This is a genomic window from Gemmiger qucibialis, from assembly GCF_027689445.1.
Lineage (GTDB): Bacteria > Bacillota > Clostridia > Oscillospirales > Ruminococcaceae > Gemmiger > Gemmiger qucibialis.
The window spans coordinates 170,307-193,560 of the sequence record NZ_JAQFEN010000004.1 but is presented as its reverse complement, the minus strand read 5'-3'; the positions used below and the strand labels follow the sequence as shown (position 1 = coordinate 193,560).

Genomic DNA, 23,254 nt, shown 5'->3' with positions numbered 1-23,254 from the left:
ACCATGCTGACTGTGACCGGCCTCTGGTTTGACCATGAGCGGACCCCCGTTGGGCTGGACCATACCCCCGTGTTCGGCTGGCAGCTGGAAGGGAACTGCCGGAACATCCGCCAGACGCAGTACCGCCTGCAAGTTGCCCTGACCCCGGATTTTGCCGCGTTGCTGTACGATGAAACCTGTGAAACCGGAAACTCCACCGCGGTGCACGTGGCGGGCCTGACGCTGCAATCGCTGCAAAAATATTACGTCCGTGTGCAGGTTTGGGCCGATACCGCTGCTGGCCCCCAGCAGACCCTGTGGAGCGAACCGGCGGTGTTCATCACCGCCCTGCTGGACCCGGCAGCCGAGTGGAAAGCCGAGTTTGTGAGCGCGGAATCCCCCGAAACCTGCAGGAAATCCTCCGCCGGTACAATGGTGCGCGCGGCGTTCACCGTAAAGCCGGGGCTGCGGGCCGCGTATGCCTGCACCACGGCGCTGGGGCTGTATAATGTTTATCTCAACGGCCAAAAGGTCAGCACCGATGAGATGACCCCCGGCTGGACAAGCTATAACCGCCGCCTGCTCTACCAGACCTATGAGGTCACTGCCATGCTGCACCCCGGCCTCAACATGGCCGGGGCAATGCTGGGGGCCGGGTGGTACAAGGGTGTGATGGGCCTGACCCGCTCCCGCAACAACTATGGCGATACCACCGCCTTTGCCATGCAGTTGACCCTTGTGTATGCCGATGGCACCCGTGAAACCGTGAACACCGGCCCAGCATGGCAGGGAACGAAGGCACCCGTGATATTCTCAGAGATTTACCACGGAGAAGCATACGATGCCGCGCTGGAACTGCCCCACTGGGCCGAATGCAAAACGCCGGAAAACACCCCCGCAGGCCGCTGGCACGCCGTGCACACCGTGCCGTACCCTGCCGCCAAACTGGCCGCCCAGGCCGCAGGCAAGGTATGCGTGCAGCAGCGCATCCCGGCGCAGCGGGTGTTTACCGCGCCGGATGGCAGCACAGTGGTGGATTTTGGCCAGAACATGGCGGGCCGGGTGGAAATTACCGTGCAGGGTACAGCCGGGCAGGTGGCTGAACTGCGCTGCTTTGAGGAGCTGGACGCCGATGGCAACCCCTACCTGGCCAACCTGCGCAAAGCCCGCACCACCATGCAATATACCTTTGCCCGCAGCCAAACGGTGACCTGGCAGCCGCAGTTTACCTATATGGGATTCCGCTATGCGCTGGTGGTGCAGTGGCCGGGAAAACCGGAACCGGCCAATTTTACCGCCTGCGTGCTGCACAGCGCCATGCAGCCGGCGGGGGAGTTTACCTGTTCCGAACCGCTGGTGAACCAGTTGAACCATAACATTTTGTGGGGGCTGAAAAGCAACTTTTTGGATGTGCCCACCGATTGCCCCCAACGCGATGAACGCCTTGGCTGGACCGGCGATGCACAGATTTTTTGCGAGACCGCCTGCTGGCTGGCCGATACCTGGACTTTTTACAGCAAGTGGCTGAAAGACCTTGCCGTGGACCAGCTGCCGGACGGCGGCGTGGCCAATGTGGTGCCCAATATTGAGGAAACCCACACCGAGGCCAACTGGCTGATGAAAAACTGCCCATATGGCGCTTCCGGCTGGGGCGATGCCGCGACTGTGATCCCCTGGGTGCTGTACCAGATGTATGGCGACGATACCATTCTGCGCAGCCAGTACCCCAGCATGAAGCGCTGGGTGGATTTTATGCGCGCCAACACCCAAAACGGTCTGTTTGATTTCAAGATGCAGCTGGGCGACTGGGTGGCGCTGGACGCCGAACCGGGCAGTTATTTTGGCGCAACCCCCACGGCGCTGACCAGCCAGGCGTACTATGCGCTTTCGGCCCAGCTGCTGGCGCTGGCGGCGGAGGTACTGGGCAACCGGCAGGATGCAGAGCTTTACGCGGGGGTTCACCGCCAGGCAGCCCAAGATTTTGCCGCAAACTTTTTTACTCTGGATGGTGCAATGACCGCCCAGACCCAGACAGCCCATATTCTGGCCCTGCGCTTTGGCCTGACCCCGCAAAAGTGGAAGCAGAAAACGATCCAGCGCCTGCTGGAACTGTTGGAACAACAAAATGGGCATTTGGTTACCGGCTTTTTGGGCACACCGTATTTCTGCGCGGCGCTCAGCCAGAATGGCTGCTGGCAGCAGGCGTATGACCTGATGTTGAAAAAAGATTACCCCGGCTGGCTGTATCAGGTGCTGCAGGGGGCCACCACTGTGTGGGAACACTGGGATGGCCGCCGCCCGGACGGCACGATGTGGTCCGCGGGGATGAACTCTTTCAACCATTACGCATACGGCGCGGTGGGGGCATGGCTGTACGGCGAGTGCGCCGGTATTGGCCAGCAGCCGGGCACGGCAGGTTTTTGCGCCGCACGGCTGGCCCCGCGCCCCGGTGGCGGGCTGCGCTGGGCCCAGGCCTGGCACCAGACCCCCTTTGGCCGCTATGCCCTGCAGTGGCAAGTTGATGACGGGAAAATCACCGTTACGGCGGAAATTCCACCCAATGCAGCGGCAAAAATCTGCCTGGAACCCGGTGCCAAGCTGCTGGAAACGGACGGCCTGACCTTTGCGGAACAAAACGGATGCCCTACCGCCCAAGTGGGCTCCGGCCAGTATCGGGTCAGCTATACGATGGAGCAGTAATTGAACCAAAGCGTTCCTTTATGGTACAATAGCCCCAAAGAAATACAACGATTACCCGCGGGAATAGAAAAAGTACTGCAGGCGAAAGGGGAAAGGGAAGCATGCAAATCAAATCTGTTGCTGTTCTGGGGGCCGGTGCAGTCGGCTCTTATGTCATCTGGGGACTCAGCTCCCGCAAGGATATTCGCCTTGCTGTAATTGCCGAAGGCCCGCGTGCCGAACGGCTGAAACAACAGGGAATCACCATCAACGGCACCACCTACCGCCCGCAGGTTTGGACCCCGCAGGAAGCAAACGGCGTGGATCTATTGGTGGTTGCGCTGAAATACGGTGCGCTGCCCGGCGCACTGGACAGCATTGCCGCCGCCGTTGACCCCAACACCACCGTGATGAGCCTGATGAACGGTGTGGACAGTGAGGAAATCATCGCCGCCAAAATCGGTGCGGAACATGTTCTGCCCTCCCTCATCAAGGTGGCCTCCCACAAGGAAGCCGACGGCTACCACTTCAACCCCGAAACCACCATCGGCATTATCTATGGCGAGCTTGCCGCACCGCTGAAAAGCGAGCGCGTGCAGGCGGTGGAAGCATTGCTTGCCGGTACGGGCATTCATTCCCGCGTTACCCCGTATATTAAGGAAGAAATCTGGAGCAAGTTCCGCCTGAATGTCTGCAACAATCTGCCGCAGGGCATTTTGGGCGCGGGCGTTGGCTGTTACCAGAGCAGTGCCCACATGAAAGCCATCAGCGATGGTTTGTGCCATGAGCTGGAGGCCATTGCCGTGGCGAAGGGCATTGATTTGAGCAAGGTGGATGCAAGTTCCCGCCATGGCAGCCTGGTCCCACCTGCAACGCGCTATTCCACGTTACAGGATCTGGATGCCGGGCGGCACACCGAAATTGACATGTTCTCCGGTGCGCTGATGCGGATGGGGCAGGAACTTGGCATTCCCACGCCGTATAACGAGTATACCTATCACATGATCAAGGCACTGGAAGAAAAGAACGATGGCCTGTTTGATTATGCGGCCAAGGCAAGCGATTTGACCTGCGCCAAATAAGCGGGCGAGAGGGAAAAGCATAAAAGCGTTCTATCGGATGCGCCATAGCCAGTGCGATTTGCTGCTGACCTGCTGCACGGTAATTTTGCGCTTTGAGGATGGGCGCATCAAAGTCCAGTACCCTATGGATGCAGCCGGGGCAGAAAAGGTGAAACACTTTTTTACCGCAAAACCGGACGCACAGGAAGAAAAAGAATTAACAACGACAAAAATAACAATAATACGCGAATAAAAACGCCAGAGCAGCAACCCTTACCGGGTGCTGCTCTGGCGTTTTTGCTTGCTGTTCCGTCTACCTTTATGGGGTTAAAAAGGCAGGGGATTACTTTTTAATCTTGATCAGCTGGGCGTTCAGGCTGGGCAGGAATTTATCCCCCAGCAGGTCGGTGGAGATCATGCCGCTCATGTGTTCGGGGCTCATGCCGCTCATCATGCTCCACATCCCTTGGCCGGGTTTCAGGTCAAAGTTGGTGACCAGCTTTACGGCCTTGGCAACAATGGCAAAAGCTTCCTCGTTCTTGGCCAGCTCTGCCATAGAGTCCTTGATAGTATAGTACCCTTCGGGGAATTCCATCGGGGATTCCAGATCCAGGCTGCCCATCTGCTTAAACCAGTTGGCAACGCCCTCCTGGCGCTCATTGAACTCCGGCAGGGTGTAGCAGGCGGGCTCTTTCTCTACCTTTTCCAGCGTGATGGAATCCTTGGCGGAACCGGCCACGGCCAGCAGGGTGTTAAAGCCCTCGGCCAGCGCCACGGTAAAGTGGAACACGCGGTGGGCCTGCTGGGTGCCAACTTCCTTGCCGTTCAGGTACAGGGTCACGCAGTCCTGATTGGAGTAAACCTTGACTTCGGTGGTTTCCCCGGCGCGCTGGGCATAGCGGCGGCCGTTGATGTGCACCATCGGGTCCTTGGTCCAGTATGCCTGGTACAGGTAGAAGCTGTCCTTGCGAGTTTTGCGGTCAATGGTAACAAGGCCCTTATTGTTGCGGCCTGCCACGCCGCCCTCGTTGCGGGCTGCACAGCCAAAGTCGAACATGTTCCATACATGGCTGGCCCAGATCCAGGGACGATCCTCAAAGGCCTGTGCCATATATTCATGGTATACGGCCTGGTATTCCTCGGTATAATCCTTGCACTGGGGGGTGCTGCTGTGCCAGTTGATGATGCCTTCGCAGCCGTATTCCGAAACGCCAAGGCAGATATCGGGGTGCTCGGCGTGGAACTTGTCCAGCCAGGGACCATTGTCCTCAATCTTGCCGCCATACCAGCCAAAGTAGTGGTTGTAGCTTTCCAGGTCGGTGATGTGGTGCATGGGGCCGTCGGTCGGGGTGTGCGAAACATGGGCAATGGTGGTGGAACGGGTGGGATCCAGCTCCTTACACAGCTTCTGCAGGTCGTGGTGGCGTTCCACCAGCTCCTGGCTGATGCCGCCAATCAAAATTTCGTTGGAAATGCCCCAGAACATGATGGACGGGTGGTTGTAGTTCTGGATGATCAGCTCGGTCATCTCGCGGCGGCAGTGTGCGTGGGCATCCTCGCCGGGTTTGAACACGCTGATGAACGGAATCTCGGCCCAAACGGCAAAACCGATGGAGTCGCAGGCGTTATAGAAATCCTGACTGTGCTGGTAGTGGGCCAGACGAATGGTGTTGGCACCGACTTCCTTGATCATCTGGGCATCTTCGTAATGGTCGTCAATGCTCAGAGCGTTGCCTTTGTACAAGCGATCCTGATGGCGGGAAACACCACGCAGCGGGGTGGGCACGCCATTGATGGAAAAGCCGCCGTCCGGGGTGACGGTGTAGCTGCGCACACCAACATTGACGTACAGATCATCATAGGATTCATTGCAGCGCTGCAGGCGGGCAATTACGGTGTACAGGTTGGGCTCGTCCATGCTCCACAGCTCCGCATCAGGCACATACAGGGTAACGGCGGTGTTATCAGCCGGGCGGGTGGCAGAAGCAACCTCAAATCCATAGGGATCTTCAATGCTGTACTGCACGGTAAAGTTTTCGTCCGGGTTGGTTACATAGCTTTTGATTTCGAACGTGGCGCCGCCGTCCGCTGCCGGTTTGGGGGTAACTTTAATGCCGGGGCCGCCGAAATAATCCAGGTCAAAGTGGGTGTTGGGCACGCTGATCAGGTTGACGCCGCGGTACAAGCCGCCATAGAACGTGAAGTCGGCGGAAGAGGGATACATGGACGGCGTATCTTCGTTGCTGACTTCAATGGTCAGTTCATTCTCGCCGTCATGGCACAAATCCGTCACATCAGCGCGGAAAATGGAGTAACCGCCCTCGTGGGTGGTGGCAACCGTTCCGTTGACCTTGACGGTAGCGGAAAGGGCTGCGGCCAGAACTTCAATATAGGTGCGGCCGCCGGACAAAGGCTGCTTGGGCGCAGTAAAGGTGCGGGTGTAAACACCGGTGGTGCGCAGATAGCTGCCGTTGCCGTCCATGCCATCCACCGCGTTCCAGGTGTGGGGCAGGGTAACCGCTTCAGCCGGGCGCTCGCCCTTGGGGAAGGTCAGGGTCCAGTTTTCGTTCAGGGAAACTACGTTACGCATGGCAAATCTCCTGTCTTGTTGTGGTTTGTGGTGCGGAATGTTATTTTATGATAGGTTTATTGTACCACAGCGTCCGACAGGATTTTAGAAAGTTTTTATGAAGAAATAGTAGAATTTTCAGTAGAATGATTTGTAAAATGCAGGACTGAATAAAAACTGCTTGCAGTGCTTGCAGCAGTTCTTTTTTAATTTATTTCATAAAAGGGAATAATGGTCATGCAATGCCCACGGCGTCAACGCCCATTTTTGTGATGTCGTTTCTGACGATTTGGAGCGACATAACACAAGGGCAATACCGCATAATTCTAAGTGCCGATACGGCGAGCGAGGTGCGGCAGATGCCGGAGCGGTGCTTAAGCCGTAAGGCGGGAATTGTGCGGTATTGCCTAAGGAATCCCCCTGTTCTATTGTCGATCCAAAACGATTTTCCTCAGTCTCTCCAAATCGTCCTCATCCGGATGAGAGAGGGCACGGTCAAAGTTCTCGATCAGAGCGTCAATGTTTGCCGGATGCTCTGGCTGTGTCTTCATTTTCATATAACGATCCCGTACCGACTGCGGCATTTTGCCCTGGCACATATACTCTCCGAACACGGAGTTGCTTGGGCCAACAGACTGCTTAACATGCTCAAGGATCTTCTGAAAATATGCCTCGCTGCCGCCAAAGCCCGCCGTCCCGAATAGAAAAACCTTTTTGTCTCTCAGCTTTGACAGTAGTTCCAAGGTTGCACTGTCCGCGTTGCCCTTATCCGTCCAGAACCCGATATAGAGTATTTCGGAGTGCAGTTCTTCCGCTTTCGGCGCACCGAAATAGTCACAGTCTTCTGCCGGAAGCACCGCGCGAATTGTATCAGCAAGTTTTTTTGTGTTGCCGGTCAAGCTGCTGAATATGATCGAATATTTTTCCTTATCCATAGTAAAAGCCTCCTGTCTAATCAAATCGGCATCGGGGTCCGGGCAATCAGAATGACCGCCAGAATTGCGCCCACAAACGCTGCAGTACCGATGGCAGCCAACACCTTTTTGTTGGTTTTCTTCTTCGCTGCTTTGCAGATCAGAGCGGCGCAAGCTACGCAGACAGCCGCAGCAATAAGCGCAATGCCAAGTGTTTCCCATAACCACGACAATTCATTGATCCAGTTCATAACATCACCTGTCTTTCTCCATTCTCTTCCGGATGCGCTTAGTCCATTAAGCCGTATTTCTTATAAGTGTTCAGCAGCTGCTTATAAAAGAGCCGGTTGCCGAAAAACTGCCGATACGTCGCGGACTTCTCTCGACCTTCGGCTTTGAGGCGTTCCATCTCATCCGCCTCGTAAGCGGCTTGTGCCTTGAGATCATTGAGCATCTTTTCAAATCCGCGATTTTTCTGTAAGCGCCTTTGGTGCGCGGAAAGGAAATGCCGTTCTCGTACCGGGTAATCATACGTCTGTTGATCCCCAGTGCATCGGCTACTTCCTGCTGGGTCAGCTTCCGCTTCTCCCGTTCAGCCTTGAATTTCTCTCCAAACGTCATTTTGGTGATCACTCCTGTCCACAAAAAGCTTGCGCCATCAAATTGCGCAAGTCTATGGCGAAGGCATTTGAGGTGCGTATCATAATGACTGAGCAATCCAACTGCTCATAGCATATCCTGAATGGCTCATCCCGTCAAGAAACGTGGGGAGTCGTACACGAAAAAGTTACATCTTTTGAGCAGTTCAAATGAACAGGCATTTGTACTGCCGAAAATTATCCGTACCGGCATACACCGGTGTGAAGGAACCGGAGTAAGAAATACGGAAATGGCTGCACAGTACAGAAAAGGATACGTCCCGGTTACGCTGGGTGTGGACAGGTTGCGGCTTACAATATAAAAGGAGAAGCCAGAACTGCAGGAAACAAGCAGTGCTGAAGATGTGCCAACCTCATCCAATCCAAATCCCCAATCCCACCTCCGTCCCACCGCCTATTCGGCCTTCAACTTCGACCATATCACATTTTGCAATATTTAGGCTACAAAATGTGAGGAAAAAATAAACGAACTTTGATATGATAGGGATGAAATAAAAAGGCTGCTATGGATTATGGGGAAAGGAATGGCGGTTTCTGTTCAATATGCCCACTGACGAGCAGAAAGTGCGTGACCGTAATTTTTAAGCAGGCCAAAAAAACGGACAAATACATGAAACAGAAAAGGGAAGGAGCTTGTACATGAAAGTTTGCTACACGGCAGGTCCGGTCAAAAAGCTGGAAAACTGCTTCTCAGTTTCCACCAATGCGGTGGAGATCCGCATCTGGTTTTTGACGGACGATATTCTGCGTATCCGCGCCGGTTTTGATGGGGACTGGGACGAAGCGTCCTACAGTCTGACCATGACCGCCTGGGACTCCCGCACGGACGAGCTGATGAAGGACTGCCGCAAGCGCGTGCAGACCGCCGCTGCCGAACTGACCGATGGCGACAAGCAGGCCGTGATCCAGGGCAGCCGTCTGAAGGTGGTTGTGGAAAAGGCACCCTTCCGTATCATGGTATACGATAAAGATGGCAGCCTGCTGCATGCAGACATTCCCGACCTTGCTTATCGTGAGGATTCCAACCACCGCCGCATGCACGCTTCCCAGATCGAAGCCGACGACTGCTTCTATGGCTTTGGCGAAAAATCCGGCGAGATCAACAAGGCTGAAAAGTACATGAATATGGCCCCCGGCGATGCCATGGGCTACAATGCCAAGGAGACCGATTCCCTGTACAAACACATCCCGTTCTACATCAAGCTGAACCGCGGTACCAAACAGGCAGTTGGTTACTTCTACCACAACACCGCTGAATGTGATTTCAATATGGGCCGCGAAAAGCGTAACTACTGGCACCGTTACTCCACCTACCGCACCGATGCCGGGGATGTGGATCTTTTCCTGATCGCAGGCCCCTCCATCCGCGATATCATTGAGCGTTACACCGATCTGACCGGCAAGTCCGTCATGCTGCCCAAAGCAGCGCTGGGCTATCTGGGCAGCTCCATGTACTACCCCGAATTGCCGGAAAACAGCGATGACGCTGTGCTGGAATTCATTGATACCACCCATGAGGAGGACATCCCCGTGGACGGCTTCCAGCTTTCCTCCGGCTACTGCGCCGTGGAAACCGAGCAGGGCATCAAGCGCTGCACCTTCACCTGGAACAACAAGCGCTTTAAGGACCCCGCTGACTGGTTTGCCCAGATGGTCAAGCGCGGCATTCTTGTTTCGCCCAACATCAAACCCGGCATGCTGCTGGTTCACCCCCTGTTGGAAGAGATGAAGGCAAAGGATATGTTCCTGCCCGCATCCGATGACAACGCCGGTGTGGACGGCCTGGCGGTGGGCACCTGGTGGGGCGGCCCCGGCCTGTTTGTGGACTTTACCAAGCAGTCCACCCGCGAACACTGGAAACAGTACATCAAGGACGCCCTGCTGCGTTACGGCTGCCGCTCCCTGTGGAACGACAACTGCGAGTATGACAGCATGGTGGACAAGGACGCCAAGGTTTACTTTGAAGGCAAGGGCAGCACCATCGGCACCATGAAGCCGGTGATGAGCAACCTGATGTGCCAGCTTTCCAACGAAGCCATTGAAGAGTACGACCCCAACTGCCGTCCCTTCTCTGTCTGCCGTTCCGGCCATGCCGGTATCCAGCGTTACGCCCAGGTTTGGGCAGGCGATAACCTGACCCACTGGGATACCCTGAAATACAACATTGCCACCATCCTGGGCATGGCCCTGTGCGGTGTTTCCAACCACGGCTGCGATATCGGCGGCTTCTATGGTCCCGCACCGGAGGCCGAGCTGTTCGTGCGCTGGGTGCAGAACGGCATCTTCCAGCCGCGCTTCTCCATCCATTCCACCAACACCGACAACACCGTGACCGAGCCCTGGATGTTCAGTGATAAAAAGCAGTACATCCGCGATGCCATCAACTTCCGCTATAAGCTCAGCCCGATGCTGTATTCCCTGATGGTGCGCGCCCACGAAAGCGGCCTGCCGATCTGGCAGCCCACCTTCGCCGTGTTCCAGAACGACCCCGCCACCTATGATGAGGGCGTTGACTTCATGTTTGGCGATTCTCTGCTGGTTGCCAACGTTGTGGAAAAGGGCCAGACCGTGCGCCCTGTCTACCTGCCCAAGACCGAGAACGAAAACGAGCGCTTCTACAACTTCTACACCCGCGAGGAGTACGCTCCCGGCCAGACGATCGAGGTGCCGGTCGATATTTCCAGCATCCCGCTGTTTGTGCGCAGCGGTGCTATCCTGCCCATGAGCGGCAACCGCCTGCATAACCTGATGACCGAAAAGACCACTGAGCTGGAGATCCTGATGGCACCGGATGTGGATTCCGAGTTTGTTCTGTACGAGGATGACGGCTGCACCAATGAGTACCTGAAGGGCGCTTACCTCAAGACCCGCATTGCCGTGACCGCAGGCGTAAAGACTTACGTTCACTTTACCAACGAGGGCGATTACGATACCGCTGTGGAAAGCATGTATCTGGATATGATCCACCGCGAAAAATCCCCGTTCTATGTGCAGCTGGACGGCAAGGAGCTGCCGCACTTCCTGCACCGCCGCAAGTTTGAGGAAGCCGAGAGCGGCTGGTACTACAGCCAGCGCCTGAAGAGCGTGCAGGTCAAGTACCCCAACCCCAAAAAGGACCATGAGATCATGGTCTCGTTTGAGCAGTTTGATCTGATTGGTATGTAACGCGCCGTAAAACGCGATACAAAATAGAAGGAGGAAACAAAATGTTCAAAAAGATTGCAGCGCTGGCAACGGCTGCTGTGCTGTGCGCCGGGCTGATGGCCGGCTGCGGCGCATCCAGCACCACGGCTGACACCAGCTACAGCGCAGAAAACCCACTGGTTCTGACGCTGGCCCACGGTCTGTCCGAGGCCCACACCGTCCACATTGCCATGACCCAGTTTGCTGAGGAAGTGAACGAAAAGACCGATGGCCGCGTCCAGGTCAAGATCTTCCCCAACGGCCAGCTCGGCAGCGAAAACGAGAACCTGGAGCAGCTGCAGGCAGGCGTTATCGCCATGACCAAGGTTTCTGCCCCCGGTCTGGCAACGTACAACGAAGCCTACAACGCATTCGGCCTGCCTTACATCTTTAATGATACCGAGGATTTCTACCATGTCATGGACTCCCAGCAGATGCAGGATTTCTTCCTCTCTACCGGCGATGACGGCTTTGTTACCCTGACCTATTACACCTCCGGCGCCCGCTCTTTCTACACCAAAGACAAAGCCATCCGCACCCCGGCTGACCTGAAGGGCCTGAAGATCCGCGTGCAGGACATGAAGTCCCAGACCGATATGATGAACTATCTGGGCGGCATTCCCGTTGCCATGTCTTACGGCGATGTGTATACCTCCCTGCAGACCGGCATCATTGACGGCACCGAAAACAACGAAACTGCACTGACCACCGGCAAGCACGGCGAAGTGTGCAAGGTCTACTCCGTTGACCAGCACGCCATGATCCCCGACGTTCTGATCATGAGCGAAAAGGTATGGAAGCAGATCTCCCCGGAAGATCAGGAGATCATTCTGGAAGCTGCCCACAACTCCACCGAGGCCCATAAGGTCATGTGGGATACGGCCATTGAAGAAGCTGTAAAAGAAGCACAGGAAACCATGGGCGTTGAGTTTGTTTACGATGTAGACAAGGAAGCTTTCCGCGAAGCAACCCAGCCCATGATCGAAGCATACGAAGAACAGTATCCCGGCGTTAAGACCCTGATGGATACGATTGAAGCTGCACGAGAGGGGGAATAAAACATGAAACAGTTTTTGGGTAAAGTAAAGTTCTGGATGGATAAGTTCCTCAGCATTGCCTGCGCCGTTCTGCTGTCTTTCATGACCATCCTGGTTCTCATCCAGGTGTTCTCCCGTTATGTCCTCAACAGCCCCGTTGCCTTTACGGAGGAACTGGTGCGCTACAGCCTGATCTGGACCGGCTTTATCGGTGCAGCTTACGCATTCTCCACCCGCGAGCATATGTCCCTGACGCTGGTGCGCGATAAATTCACCGGCAAAGCCCACACCGCTCTGCTGGTTGCCATCGACGGCCTGATCCTGCTGCTGGCGATCTTCGTCATCACCATCGGCGGCTTCAAGCTGGCTGTTTCTGCCAGCCGTGAATTCTCCGCTCTGCTGGGCATCCCCCGCAGTCTGGTGTACTCTATCGCTCCGATTTCCGGCATTTTCATCATCATCGCCCAGATCATCAACATTTATGAAGATATCACCGGCGAAAAAGTTGACTGCTAAGGAGGGCACAGAACAATGAGCATTACACTGACAACCGTTATCCTTTTTGCTGTGTTCGGCGTGCTGCTGTTTTTGGGCGTGCCCATCTCCATCAGCATTGTGGTTTCTTCCATTGTAACCGCCATGTCCACCCTGTCCTGGGACCAGATCACCTTTATCACCATGCAGAAGATGAACTCCGGCGTTGAGTCTTTCTCTCTGCTGGCTGTGCCCCTCTTCATCCTGGCTGGCAACATCATGAACAACGGCGGCATTGCCAAGCGCCTGGTCAACTTTGCCCAGCTGTTCGTTGGCAAGATCCCCGGCTCCATGGCACAGGCCAACATCCTGGGCAACATGCTGTTCGGCGCACTGTCCGGTTCCTCTGTTGCTGCTGCTTCCGCCATGGGCGGTTGCATCAGCCCCATTGAGGAAGAAAACGGCTATGACCCCGCTTACTCTGCAGCAGCCAACATTGCTTCCGCCCCCACCGGCCTGCTGATCCCGCCCACCTCCGCATTCATTGTTTACTCCACCGTTGCTGGCGGTGTTTCCATCTCCACCCTGTTCATGGCTGGTTACGTTCCCGGCATCCTGATGGGCCTGTGCTGCATGCTGGTTGCCTTTGTCGGCGCCAAAAAGGCAGGCATGAAAGCTACCGGTTATGATAAGAGCAAGAGCATCGGCAAGACCATTTGGGACGCTGTGCCCTCTCTGCTGCTCATCGTCATCGTTATCGGCGGTATCGTTTCCGGTATCTTCACCGCTACCGAGGGCGCTGGCATCGCAGTTCTGTACTGTCTGATCCTCTCCATCGTCTACAAGAGCATCACGTTCAAGAGCTTCTTGAAGATCCTGCTGGATTCCGCCAAAACTTCCGGTATCATCCTGTTCCTGATCTCCGCTTCCTCCGCTATGTCCTTTGTTATGGCTTACTCCGGCATCCCGGCAGCCATCTCCAACGGCCTGATGAGTCTGACCAGCAACAAGTACATCATCTTCCTGCTGATGAACATCATCCTGCTGGTGATCGGCATGTTCATGGATATCACCCCGGCCATCCTGATCTTTACCCCGATCTTCCTGCCCATCGCTACCAGCTTTGGCATGACCGAGATCCAGTTCGGCGTTATGCTCATCTTCAACATGTGCCTGGGCAACATCACCCCGCCGGTTGGCTCCGTTCTGTTTGTCGGCTGCGGCATTGGCCATGTTTCCATCGAGCAGGTCACTTCCAAGCTGATCCCGTACTTTGTCGCATTGGTGCTGGCCCTGCTGGCTGTTACCTATATCCCGGCACTGTCTCTGGGTCTGCCCAGCCTGATGGGCCTGATCTGATCGCAGGCTTTGCCCCGTAACTCAACAATAGCATAAACAAAAACGGCACCGCTGCCCAAAGGGAAAAACCCGGGCGGCGGTGCTGTTTTTGCTAAGGTTCCAGATACACTTTAGGGTGTTGAAGCAACCGGTTTCTGCACAATACCTAACAAATAATTCCATAGTTTTTGCTTCCTAATGATTGTCTTGATTTAGTAACTTCATGGAATAATCGTAAAAATCACTCAATTCCTTATATGTCTGTATCTTATTTTTGCGTTTTAGATAATCAGCATAAAAGGCAAAGAAGCAAGCAAGGGCAGCACCAATCATCATCAATCCGTATCCCCATAGGGTACTTCCACCATTTAGCGTAATGATAAGACCAGTTACCGCAATAAGCAGTCCTATAATCATAACCAGGCCGCTTTGGATCAGTTGTATTGCATCTTGGGGGGATTTATTTAGAGTTGTGTTGGCCACTTCTTTTTTCATCGTTTCTATATCTCCTTTCATAAGGTCATCCAAAGAAACGGAATAAATGTCGCAGAGCATAATTAGATTGTGAACATCAGGATAGCTCCTTTCATTTTCCCAACTTGAAATTGTTTGCCTTGAAACATCGAGGAGCTCCGCAAGTTTTTCTTGGCTAAAACCGCTTGCGGTTCTCAGTTCTTTTAGTCGTTTACTTATGTACATCGCATTTGTTCCTTTCTTCTGTATATTCTTTATAACACATTTCCGCAAAAATACGATCAAGTTTACTTTCCAACCACCGTCAAAATCTCTTTACATAGGTGTTTGAAACGCAGAATCAACAATGTTTTTTATACCACCAGAGCGCCTATAACACCGTGGGAAAGCAGGCGGCAGCCTTTATTGCAGACTTTTTTGATAGCGCTTCCTGCTGAACATGCCGCCAAATTTTTTCAGCCTTTCTTCCTGCCGGGCCTTGCAGGCGCTCTTTTTTTGTGGTACCATGCCCTACAAAAGCAAAAATGGCCGCAAGCGGCAGGGGAGCCCCCCTGACCATGCAGCCAACAACAGGAAGGGCACATCATGAAATTTTTCAGTCTCGAAAATCCAATCTGGAAGTTTATCGGCAATTTGGCGGATTTTTTCCTTTTGTCCTGCCTGTGGTATCTCTGCTGCCTGCCGGTGGTGACGGCGGGTGCGGCCACAACGGCGCTGTATTACGTTACCTTAAAGATGGCCCGCGGGCAGGAAGGCCAGCTCATTCCCGCGTTTTTCCATTCTTTTAAGCAGAACCTCAAGCAGGCAACCGCGCTGTGGGTGGGGTACCTGGCGGTTGGCATCCTTCTGGTACTGGATCTGGTGATCTGCCTGCAGACCAGTTCGGTGTTTGCGGGGGCAATGTTTTTTACCAGCGTAGTGCTGCTGGCCTGTTGGGCGCTGTTTATCACCATGCTGTTCCCGCTGGTTGCCCGGTGCGATAACACCATCGGCGCGCTGTTCAAGATGGGCATTGCCATGGCACTGCGCAATGTAATGCCTGTTCTGGCCGCGCTGATGGTCACCGTAGCATTTTTTGCCGTGGGCGTTTTTGTATTCTGGCCGGTGCTGCTGGTGGCGCCGGGGCTGGCGAGCTACTGCAACGCCTTTTTGTTCAACCGCATTTTTGATAAATATGGCATGACGCTGGAATAACTGCACAATAAAATACGGTTTGGTTACGGCACTCCGTGCGTTACCCGTTATCCCGCAGGTGGGGGTGGATGGGCAGCCCGGAGTGCTTTCTGTATTCACGGGGGGAACGCCCGGTGCTGGCGCGGAACAGATCCTTGAAATAGTTGCTGCTGCCAAAGCCGCACAGCATGGCAATTTTGGTGATGGAGTTATCTGTCATCAACAGCATCTGGGTGGCCTGGCGCAGCCGGATGTAATTCACATGCTCTTTGAACGTCTGCCCGGTGATCAGCCTGAACTTGCGGGAAAAATAGGTGGGGCTCAGGTTGCAGTATCCGGCCACTTCTTCCAGCGTTAAGGGCTGCTGGTAATTCAGCGCAATGTATTTCAGCGCGCGCTCAATGTCGGCGCTGTAGCCCTCTTTGGGAGACATGGTTTCATGGCTGAAAATGCCATTCCGCAGCAAAAGCAGCACCAGATGCAGCGATTCCAGCTCCAGCACCTGCTCCGAATATTTGCGCGGCAGGTCGTTTTCCAGCAGCATCTGGTCCAAAAGAGCTTCTACCATCGTGCGGGTCTCGGCGTTCAGGATCACCTTGCAGGAACGCTCCAGCGCCTGCTGTACTTCGGTCGGGTCGCCACGCATCATGCCGGCAAGTACATCTGATTTACAGAACACGATAATGCGCTCGCAGCTGGTTTTGCCCTCGTAGCGGGTGCTGTGGGGGTCGCCCGCAGCCACAATAAACAGGTCGCCCGCTTCCAGGTGCCACTGGCCCTGGTTGACGGTGTAGGTGCAGGTGCCGCTTTTCAGGTAAAAAATTTCGCAATAAGTGTGGGTGTGCTCGTAAGACATGCGGAACACCGGGCCGTGCAGAGCACGCTCTACATAAACATCAACAGTTTGCTGCTCCAATTCTTCCGCCGTGCGGGAGTTGGAGTCGTTCTCCATCGGTTCGCGTTCGGGACTCATTGGCAAAGACGTCCTTTCATAAAGTTGTAACTTTTAGCATTGTGCATAAATTAGCAAAAATAGGTTTATGTATTATGGATATATATAATACACTGTTTTTGGGAAAAGTCAAGAAAACTGTGTTTTGTAGCAAAAACTGCATATTTTTTTAGTATTTTCGGTGCTTTCCAGCAGGTATAATGACAGTGTTGAAAGAAAGACGGGGTGCACACCGCCTGAATAAAAAATGTTAACGGCAAAGCTGGTTCATCGCTTGCCCAGCCGCCGTTCCACTGCTTGACATTAAGGAGAACACCATATGAAAAAGAAAATTATTGCAGCCACAATGGCCGCCGCTATGTGCGTAAGCCTGGCAGCCTGCGGCGGCAGCACCGCCTCTTCCTCCGCCGCTGAAAGCACCGCTTCCTCCACTGCCGAAAGCACTGCATCCTCTACTGCAGACGCTGCTTCCACCGGCGATGAAGAAGTTGATCTGCGCATGGCATGGTGGGGTTCTCAGGACCGCCATGACCGCACCATCAAGGCCATCGAGCTGTATGAATCCCTGCACCCGAACGTAAAGATCGAGTACGAGTATTACTCCTTTGATGACTATTTCACCAAGCTCAAGACCCTGGTTGCTTCTGACCAGGTGTGGGATATTTTCCAGCTGGGCGGCAACTTCCCCATGTACATGGACAAGATCTATCCGCTGGATGACTACATCGCTTCCGGTGTTGTGGATGTTTCCGGCATCGGCGATGCCAACCTGAAGACCACCCAGGATACTGAGGGCCATCAGCTGGGTATCTCCAACGGCCTGAACTCTTACGGCATTGCTTACGATCCCGACATGTTCGCTGAAGCCGGCGTTGCCGAGCCCACCGATACCTGGACCTGGGATGACTACGCAAACGCTGCCAACACCATCCATGAAAAGCTTGGCATTTACGGCTGCTCCTCCATGCTGACCTCTGAATTCATCGCCGGCTGCTCCGTTTACGTTGCACAGTATGGCGATGTTGGCCAGTACAGCTTCTTTAACCTGGATCTGACCGGCATGGGCTTCGATGACCCCCAGATGCTGACCCCCTACATCCAGATGCGTGCTGACTCCATCAAGAACGAGGTTTACCCAGATGCCGGTGCTTCCGCTGAGATCACCAACATCGAAAACGACTTCCTGGTAACCGGCGAAGCTGCAATGGCTTGGGTTGCTGCCAACCAGTTCCCGACCATGTACAACGTCTGCCAGGATCAGGGCCGCACCCTCAAGCTGGCAACTCTGCCCCGCATCACCAGCGATGGCCCTTCCGGCGCTGTCATCCAGTCCTCTCAGATGCTCTGCGTCTCTCAGGACAGCCAGCAGAAAGAAGAAGCTGCTAAGTTCATCAGCTGGTTCGAAAATGACCCCGACTGCAACAACATCCTGCAGGGCGAGCGCGGCATTCCTGTAAACGCTACCGTTCGTGAGACCCTGTCTGCCAACGCTACCGAAGGCCAGCAGATCATGTACGACTTCATGGACAAGGTTTCTAAGTTCAAGATGCCGGACAAGGTCAACGTGCTGAGCCCCGACGGCCAGGACGAGGTTGTTGATAACTACCGCAACTACATCCAGCAGGTTGTTGACGGCCAGATCACCGCAGAAGAAGCTGCCCAGAAGACCTATGACGATGCAGCTGCACTGTTCACTGAGTAAGTTCTAAGGCAATACCGCACAATTCCCGCCTAACGGCTCAAGCACCGCTCCGGCGGCTGCGGCACGGCATCTGCGTTGCCAAAATGCTCGATAAGACATCCAGTATTATCTGCGCTTTTGGCTTAGCAGCTGCCGCACCTCGCTCGCCGTATCGGCACTTAGAATTATGCGGTATTGCCTTAACACAAATTCATAATGCTCCGGGCGGGCACGGTCAGGAAGAAAGGGCTGTGCCCGCCTTTTTTGAAAGGGAGGTATTCTTTCGTGAAAGGTCAAACTTCCACCTCGGCACTGAAAAGGTTCATGAACAAAGATAATACCGTCGGCCATGTGTTTGCGTTCCCGTTTATCTTTGGTTTTGTCTGCTTTTCCCTGATTCCGGTGTGCATTTCCTTTTATTATGCATTCACCAACTACTCGCTCGGCTCCAAAACCGCAGCATTTATCGGGTTCAAGAACTTCCTGCGCCTGTTCCAGGACGAGGTTTTCCTGAAATCTCTGGCCATCACCTTAAAATACGTTTTGATCTCTGTGCCGCTCAAGCTGACTTTCGCTTTGCTGGTGGCGTACCTGCTCACCCGGCCCAGCCGCATGGTTACGTTCTACCGTTCACTGTACTACCTGCCATCCCTGGTTGGCGGCAGTGTGGCCGTTGCCCTGGTGTGGAAACAGCTGTTTGCCCGCAAAGGTCTGTTCAACAGCGTGCTGGCCAACATGGACATGAGCACCATCAACTGGTTCGGCAACCAGAAACTGGCGCTTTACCCACTGATTTTGATGTCCGTCTGGCAGTTTGGCTCTTCGATGATTATTTTTGCCGCTGGCTTAAAAGAAATCCCTGTCAGCTATTATGAAGCTGCCAGGATCGACGGCGCACGTGGATACCAGAGCTTCTTCCGCATCACGCTGCCCTGCCTGTCTCCCATCATTCTGTATAACCTGATTATGCAGACCATCTCTGCTTTCATGGCATTCACCCAGGCTATGATCATCACCAACGGCGGCCCCAACAACAGCACCATGCTGTACGCCCTGTACGTTTACAACCAGGCCTTCAAGTACAATGATATGGGTTATGCCTGCGCCATGTCCTGGTTTATGCTGGTGGTTATGGGCCTTATCACGTTCATCATCTTCAAAACATCCAAGTTCTGGGTGTTCAGCGAAGCAAACTAAGCAGGGAAGGAGAGTACGGTTATGCATAACAGAAAAGCAGTCACCAAAGTACTGTATCACGCATTTGTCATTTTGTTCGGCTTTATGATGGTTTATCCCGTATTGTGGATGATCAGCGGCTCGTTCAAGGGCAACGCCGAGATCCTGCGCGGCACCCTGTCCCTGATCCCGAAAGAGCTGAAGCTGACAAACTATGCCACCGGCTGGAAAGGCTTTGGCGGCACCACCTTTGCAACCTTCTTTACAAACTCCATCTTCATTACGGTCATTGCAACCTTCGGCACCGTCATCAGTTCCTCTCTGGTAGCCTATGCTCTGTCCCGTGTGCGGTTCCGCGGCCGCAAGTTCTGGTTCACCTGCATGCTGGTCACCATGATGCTGCCCACCCAGGTCATCATGATTCCCCAGTATCTGATTTATTATCGCCTGGGTCTGGTTCCCGGCTATGTACCCCTGATCCTGCCTTACTTCTGCGGCCAGGCGTTCTTTATCTACCAGATGATGCAGTTTATGCAGGGCATCCCCAAGGATCTGGACGAAGCCGCTACCATTGACGGCTGCAGCAAATACCAGATTTACAGCCGCATCATCCTGCCGCTGATGAAACCCTCCATCGTAACCACTGTTATCATTCAGTTCTACTGGAAGTGGGACGATTATATGGGCCCCCTGCTTTACTTGAGCCGCCCGCAGTCCTATACTGTATCTATCGCCATCAAACTGTTTGCAGACTCTGCTTCCACCACGGACTACGGCGCAATGTTTGCTATGTCCACCCTTTCGCTGATCCCCGTGTTCCTGATCTTCCTGTTCTTCAACCGCTATCTGGTTCAGGGCATTGGCACCAGCGGCCTGAAAGGCTGATATTTGTATGAAAACCATCCAGAACCCCATCCTGCGCGGCTTTTGCCCGGACCCCTGCATGATCCGCACCGGGGACGATTATTACATTGCCACATCCACCTTTGAATGGTGGCCCTGTGTCAACCTGTACCATTCCAAAGACCTGGCCCACTGGGAGCAGCTGCCAAGCCCGCTGCGCGAACCCGGCCAGATGGACCTGCGGGGGGACCCCAACTCCGGCGGTATCTGGGCCCCGGACCTGAGCTGGGACGGGCAGTATTACTACCTGCTTGTCACCAACGTGACCACCAAAAAGGGCCGTTGGTACAACACCCATAACTATATGAGCCGTGCCGCTTCCATCACAGGGCCGTGGAGCCAGCCGGTGTACTTGAACAGCATCGGATTCGACCCTTCGCTGCTGCATGATACCGACGGTAAGTGCTACCTGGTCAATATGGTCAACGGCTTCAAAGGCGTGCTGGTGCAGCAGATGGACCCCGAAACCGGCGCCCTGCTGGGCGAACGCCGCAAGGTATACAGCGGCTCCGGCATCGGCTGCACCGAAGGTCCCCGCATCTATCACATTGGCAGCTGGTACTATCTGGTTGTGGCCGAAGGTGGTACTGGGTACTCCCATTGTGTCACGATTGCGCGGTCGGACAACGTGTTCGGCCCCTATGAGACAATGCCGGACAACCCGCTGCTGACTTCGGATCAGAACGATCTGACCGCCATCCAGAAATGCGGCCACGGTTCCTTTGTGGAAACGCAGAACGGTGAATGGTACATGGCACACCTGTGCTCCCGCCCGAACTCTGCCCGCGGCAGCCTGCTGGGGCGCGAAACAGCGCTGCAAAAAATCACCTGGCGGGATGGCTGGCCGCGGCTGGCCTGCGGCGGAAAAATTGCCCAAAACGCCGTGCCCGCCCCAAAAGATTTGCCAGAAGTGGAGCTGCCCGCAATGGCGGAACAGGATGACTTTGACGTTCCGGCCCTTGCCCCCGGCTATGCCACGCCGCGCACCCTGCTGGGCGATTGTGTGAACCTGACCGTCCGCCCCGGCTGGCTGCGGCTGACCGGGCAGGAATCCATGAACTCGCTGCACCATGTCACCCTGGTGGCCCGCCGCCAGCAGGAGCACGAAATGCAGGCCGAGACCCGTATGGACTTTGCCCCCGTCTGCCCGGAGCAGATGGCCGGTTTTACCTACTGTTATGACAGCATGAACTTCTACCTGCTGGGCAAGACCTGCGCCGAGGATGGTACCCCGGTGCTGGAACTGTTAAAAAGCGATACTGGTGTGGTGGAAGATGTGTGCGACCCTGTTCCCGTGCCGGATGGCACGCTGGACTTTAAGCTGACCACCACCCCGGACGGCGGCATGGCGCAGTTCTATTACCGCCAGCCGCAGGGGGAGTGGCAGTCCATCGGCCCGGCCTGCCCTACCGATATTTTGACGGACGAGCACTGCCGCGGTTTTACCGGGGCGCATGTGGGTGTGTATGCCCACGATATGGCAGGGCTGCATAACCATGCCGATTTTGATTATCTGAACGTACATTTTGAAAGGTGAACTCCCATGATGCAGGCAAACACCGGCGTCCGGTTTGAAACCAAAGACCCGCTGCTTTCCCAACTGGTCAAACAGGCGGAAGAAAAGTGCCGCCTGAACATTAAAAGCTTTGGCGGCGACCCCGTTCTGGTTGAGGGCGGCGGCTATGAAAAAATTTGGCTGGAAACCCAGCCCATGGGCGGCGCAATGTATGCCAGCCGTGATTTTGCCACCGGCCTGAACAACAGCCTGATGTTTATGCGCCACCAGCGTGCGGACGGGCGGATTCCCGGCAGCATTGCGGTGATTGATGGCAAAGTGGTGCCGCAGTTCAACAAGTTCCAGGGCTTCTGCTTCCCGGAACCGGCGCTGGATCTTTACTATCTGGGCGGCAAGGATGCCGAATACCTGGCCCAGCTGGCCAAAACGCTGGAAGCGTTTGACGCCTACCTGTGGCGTGTACGCGATTCCGATGGGGACGGCTGCCTGGAGACTTGGTGCAAGTACGATACCGGCGAAGACCACGCCATGCGTTACGCCGATGCCCCCGACCCGTGGGAGGAGGAAACCCCGCCCCAAGGCTGCACAGCGGTGCCCATTGCCTCGATGGATGTGATGAGCTACTCATATGCCTGCCGCGAAACATTGGCGGAAATTGCACGAATCAGCGGCGATGCCGAGGCACAGGCCCAGTGGGCCGCCAAGGCCAAAGCCGTGCAGGACAAGATGGTGAGCTACCTGTGGGACGATGCCCGCGGCGCGATGTTTGACCGCGACAAAAACCACAACCAGATGCCCACCCTGATCCACAACACGCTGCGCTGCATGTATTGGCACAGCCTGCCGGATGCTTTGGCGGAGCGCTTTGTCAAGGAGCACCTGCTGAACCCGCAGGAGTTCTGGACCAAAATGCCGCTGCCCAGCGTGGCCGCCAACGACCCGCTGTTCCGCAACGTGACCACCAACAACTGGAGCGGCCAGGCTGAAGCGCTGACCTATCAGCGTGCCATCCGTGCGCTGGAAAATTACGGCATGTATGAGCTGATTCCCCAACTGGGGCAAAAGCTGATGCAGGCCATTGGCCCCCAGTGCCGCTTTGTGCAGCAGTATGACCCCTTTACCGGCGAACCTTCGGTCATCTGTGAACCTGGCCAGCCCCCCCAGGATGCTTACGGCCCGGCTATGCTCTCGGTGCTGGAATACACCGCCCGCATGTACGGCGTAAGCCTGGTGCGGGATACCGTGGTGTGGGGCACCTGCCCGCTGGAATGCCGCTATACCCAAACCCTGAACGGCCGCAGCTGGGAGATCGTGAACAGTGGTCATGAGGCGGAAGCCTTTGTGGATGGCCGCAAGGTGTTCACCGCTGGCCCCGGCCTGCGCATTACCACCGACCTGGATGGCAATATTCTGGGCACGGCCCGCTACCTGCCGGATGCAGATCCCGCCCAGGTGACGCCGCAATAAAGGCAACACCGCACAATTC

General features: G+C 55.0%; 19 protein-coding genes and 1 pseudogene. 13 read left to right on the top strand and 7 right to left on the bottom strand.

From position 1 onward, the window contains the following. Window positions 1-3: 3 nt before the first annotated feature. From PG062_RS08810 to PG062_RS08800, 3 genes are all read left to right on the top strand, one after another. Window positions 4-2,679: a family 78 glycoside hydrolase catalytic domain gene (locus tag PG062_RS08810; RefSeq protein ID WP_270752002.1), complete on the top strand. Its 2,676-nt coding sequence runs from the start codon at window positions 4-6 to the stop codon at window positions 2,677-2,679. 101 nt (window positions 2,680-2,780) lie between these two features. After that, on the top strand, window positions 2,781-3,740 hold the full coding sequence (locus PG062_RS08805; protein ID WP_270752001.1) for a ketopantoate reductase family protein: 960 nt from the start codon (window positions 2,781-2,783) through the stop codon (window positions 3,738-3,740). Between the two features lie 58 nt (window positions 3,741-3,798). Then, window positions 3,799-3,972 carry a hypothetical protein gene (locus PG062_RS08800; protein WP_270752000.1) on the top strand — a complete coding sequence of 58 codons (174 nt, stop codon included), beginning with the start codon at window positions 3,799-3,801 and terminating at the stop codon, window positions 3,970-3,972. Window positions 3,973-4,062: 90 nt separating this feature from the next. Here PG062_RS08800 and PG062_RS08795 read toward each other — a convergent pair whose 3' ends face one another. The 5 genes and pseudogenes from PG062_RS08795 to PG062_RS08775 form a co-directional block, all read right to left on the bottom strand. After that, window positions 4,063-6,309, bottom strand: coding sequence for a glycoside hydrolase family 2 protein (locus PG062_RS08795; RefSeq protein ID WP_270751999.1), 2,247 nt, complete (start codon window positions 6,307-6,309; stop codon window positions 4,063-4,065). A gap of 404 nt (window positions 6,310-6,713) precedes the next feature. Next, complete coding sequence (gene bilS, locus PG062_RS08790; protein WP_270751998.1) at window positions 6,714-7,223, bottom strand: flavodoxin family protein BilS; 510 nt, start codon at window positions 7,221-7,223, stop codon at window positions 6,714-6,716. A 20-nt stretch (window positions 7,224-7,243) separates the two neighbouring features. Continuing rightward, window positions 7,244-7,453 (bottom strand): hypothetical protein, encoded by a 210-nt coding sequence (locus PG062_RS08785; RefSeq protein ID WP_270751997.1) that lies wholly within the window; start codon window positions 7,451-7,453, stop codon window positions 7,244-7,246. A 38-nt stretch (window positions 7,454-7,491) separates the two neighbouring features. Beyond that, window positions 7,492-7,656, bottom strand: coding sequence for a hypothetical protein (locus PG062_RS08780; RefSeq protein WP_270752026.1), 165 nt, complete (start codon window positions 7,654-7,656; stop codon window positions 7,492-7,494). Between the two features lie 17 nt (window positions 7,657-7,673). Continuing rightward, window positions 7,674-7,823, bottom strand: a pseudogene (locus PG062_RS08775) (helix-turn-helix domain-containing protein); the annotation flags it as partial. Window positions 7,824-8,500: 677 nt separating this feature from the next. Between PG062_RS08775 and PG062_RS08770 the strand changes: the two are divergent. From PG062_RS08770 to PG062_RS08755, 4 genes are read left to right on the top strand one after another with little or no spacing between them, the layout of a single operon-like run. Beyond that, on the top strand, window positions 8,501-11,026 hold the full coding sequence (locus tag PG062_RS08770; RefSeq protein WP_270751995.1) for a glycoside hydrolase family 31 protein: 2,526 nt from the start codon (window positions 8,501-8,503) through the stop codon (window positions 11,024-11,026). Between the two features lie 41 nt (window positions 11,027-11,067). Further along, a complete protein-coding gene (locus PG062_RS08765; protein ID WP_270751993.1) occupies window positions 11,068-12,102 on the top strand; it encodes a TRAP transporter substrate-binding protein in 1,035 nt (344 codons plus the stop codon). Window positions 12,103-12,105: 3 nt separating this feature from the next. Next, window positions 12,106-12,597, top strand: a complete 492-nt coding sequence (locus PG062_RS08760; protein WP_114000113.1) for a TRAP transporter small permease — start codon at window positions 12,106-12,108, stop codon at window positions 12,595-12,597. Between the two features lie 15 nt (window positions 12,598-12,612). Continuing rightward, window positions 12,613-13,914 carry a TRAP transporter large permease gene (locus tag PG062_RS08755; RefSeq protein ID WP_114000112.1) on the top strand — a complete coding sequence of 434 codons (1,302 nt, stop codon included), beginning with the start codon at window positions 12,613-12,615 and terminating at the stop codon, window positions 13,912-13,914. A 174-nt stretch (window positions 13,915-14,088) separates the two neighbouring features. Here PG062_RS08755 and PG062_RS08750 read toward each other — a convergent pair whose 3' ends face one another. Continuing rightward, window positions 14,089-14,652 (bottom strand): helix-turn-helix domain-containing protein, encoded by a 564-nt coding sequence (locus tag PG062_RS08750; RefSeq protein ID WP_270751988.1) that lies wholly within the window; start codon window positions 14,650-14,652, stop codon window positions 14,089-14,091. Between the two features lie 300 nt (window positions 14,653-14,952). Between PG062_RS08750 and PG062_RS08745 the strand changes: the two genes are divergently transcribed. Then, on the top strand, window positions 14,953-15,561 hold the full coding sequence (locus tag PG062_RS08745; protein ID WP_114000418.1) for a YesL family protein: 609 nt from the start codon (window positions 14,953-14,955) through the stop codon (window positions 15,559-15,561). A 40-nt stretch (window positions 15,562-15,601) separates the two neighbouring features. Here the strand turns inward: PG062_RS08745 and PG062_RS08740 are convergent, their stop codons facing one another. Further along, the gene (locus PG062_RS08740) at window positions 15,602-16,513 is read right to left on the bottom strand and encodes an AraC family transcriptional regulator (RefSeq protein WP_114000419.1); all 912 of its coding nucleotides are present in this window, start codon (window positions 16,511-16,513) and stop codon (window positions 15,602-15,604) included. A gap of 298 nt (window positions 16,514-16,811) precedes the next feature. Here PG062_RS08740 and PG062_RS08735 point away from each other — a divergent pair, with 298 nt between their 5' ends. From PG062_RS08735 to PG062_RS08715, 5 genes are all read left to right on the top strand, one after another. Beyond that, complete coding sequence (locus PG062_RS08735) at window positions 16,812-18,194, top strand: ABC transporter substrate-binding protein (protein WP_270751986.1); 1,383 nt, start codon at window positions 16,812-16,814, stop codon at window positions 18,192-18,194. Between the two features lie 264 nt (window positions 18,195-18,458). Continuing rightward, window positions 18,459-19,370, top strand: a complete 912-nt coding sequence (locus PG062_RS08730) for a carbohydrate ABC transporter permease (protein ID WP_333559401.1) — start codon at window positions 18,459-18,461, stop codon at window positions 19,368-19,370. 21 nt (window positions 19,371-19,391) lie between these two features. After that, the gene (locus PG062_RS08725) at window positions 19,392-20,234 is read left to right on the top strand and encodes a carbohydrate ABC transporter permease (RefSeq protein WP_114000422.1); all 843 of its coding nucleotides are present in this window, start codon (window positions 19,392-19,394) and stop codon (window positions 20,232-20,234) included. Window positions 20,235-20,241: 7 nt separating this feature from the next. Further along, entirely contained in the window at window positions 20,242-21,789 is a 1,548-nt protein-coding gene (locus PG062_RS08720) for a glycoside hydrolase family 43 protein (RefSeq protein WP_270751984.1), read from the top strand. Window positions 21,790-21,795: 6 nt separating this feature from the next. Next, complete coding sequence (locus PG062_RS08715) at window positions 21,796-23,235, top strand: MGH1-like glycoside hydrolase domain-containing protein (protein ID WP_270751983.1); 1,440 nt, start codon at window positions 21,796-21,798, stop codon at window positions 23,233-23,235. Window positions 23,236-23,254 lie beyond the last annotated feature (19 nt).

Excerpts from the sequence above, each read along its gene's own strand:
- PG062_RS08805 (WP_270752001.1), top strand. The coding sequence starts at position 2,781 with ATGCAAATCAAATCTGTTGCTGTTCTGGGGGCCGGTGCAGTCGGCTCT.
- PG062_RS08740 (WP_114000419.1), bottom strand. The coding sequence starts at position 16,513 with ATGAGTCCCGAACGCGAACCGATGGAGAACGACTCCAACTCCCGCACG.
- PG062_RS08770 (WP_270751995.1), top strand. The coding sequence starts at position 8,501 with ATGAAAGTTTGCTACACGGCAGGTCCGGTCAAAAAGCTGGAAAACTGC.
- PG062_RS08720 (WP_270751984.1), top strand. The coding sequence starts at position 20,242 with ATGAAAACCATCCAGAACCCCATCCTGCGCGGCTTTTGCCCGGACCCC.
- PG062_RS08755 (WP_114000112.1), top strand. The coding sequence starts at position 12,613 with ATGAGCATTACACTGACAACCGTTATCCTTTTTGCTGTGTTCGGCGTG.
- PG062_RS08810 (WP_270752002.1), top strand. The coding sequence starts at position 4 with ATGCTGACTGTGACCGGCCTCTGGTTTGACCATGAGCGGACCCCCGTT.
- PG062_RS08715 (WP_270751983.1), top strand. The coding sequence starts at position 21,796 with ATGATGCAGGCAAACACCGGCGTCCGGTTTGAAACCAAAGACCCGCTG.
- PG062_RS08725 (WP_114000422.1), top strand. The coding sequence starts at position 19,392 with ATGCATAACAGAAAAGCAGTCACCAAAGTACTGTATCACGCATTTGTC.
- bilS (WP_270751998.1), bottom strand. The coding sequence starts at position 7,223 with ATGGATAAGGAAAAATATTCGATCATATTCAGCAGCTTGACCGGCAAC.
- PG062_RS08785 (WP_270751997.1), bottom strand. The coding sequence starts at position 7,453 with ATGAACTGGATCAATGAATTGTCGTGGTTATGGGAAACACTTGGCATT.
- PG062_RS08745 (WP_114000418.1), top strand. The coding sequence starts at position 14,953 with ATGAAATTTTTCAGTCTCGAAAATCCAATCTGGAAGTTTATCGGCAAT.
- PG062_RS08760 (WP_114000113.1), top strand. The coding sequence starts at position 12,106 with ATGAAACAGTTTTTGGGTAAAGTAAAGTTCTGGATGGATAAGTTCCTC.
- PG062_RS08780 (WP_270752026.1), bottom strand. The coding sequence starts at position 7,656 with ATGCTCAATGATCTCAAGGCACAAGCCGCTTACGAGGCGGATGAGATG.
- PG062_RS08735 (WP_270751986.1), top strand. The coding sequence starts at position 16,812 with ATGAAAAAGAAAATTATTGCAGCCACAATGGCCGCCGCTATGTGCGTA.
- PG062_RS08795 (WP_270751999.1), bottom strand. The coding sequence starts at position 6,309 with ATGCGTAACGTAGTTTCCCTGAACGAAAACTGGACCCTGACCTTCCCC.
- PG062_RS08765 (WP_270751993.1), top strand. The coding sequence starts at position 11,068 with ATGTTCAAAAAGATTGCAGCGCTGGCAACGGCTGCTGTGCTGTGCGCC.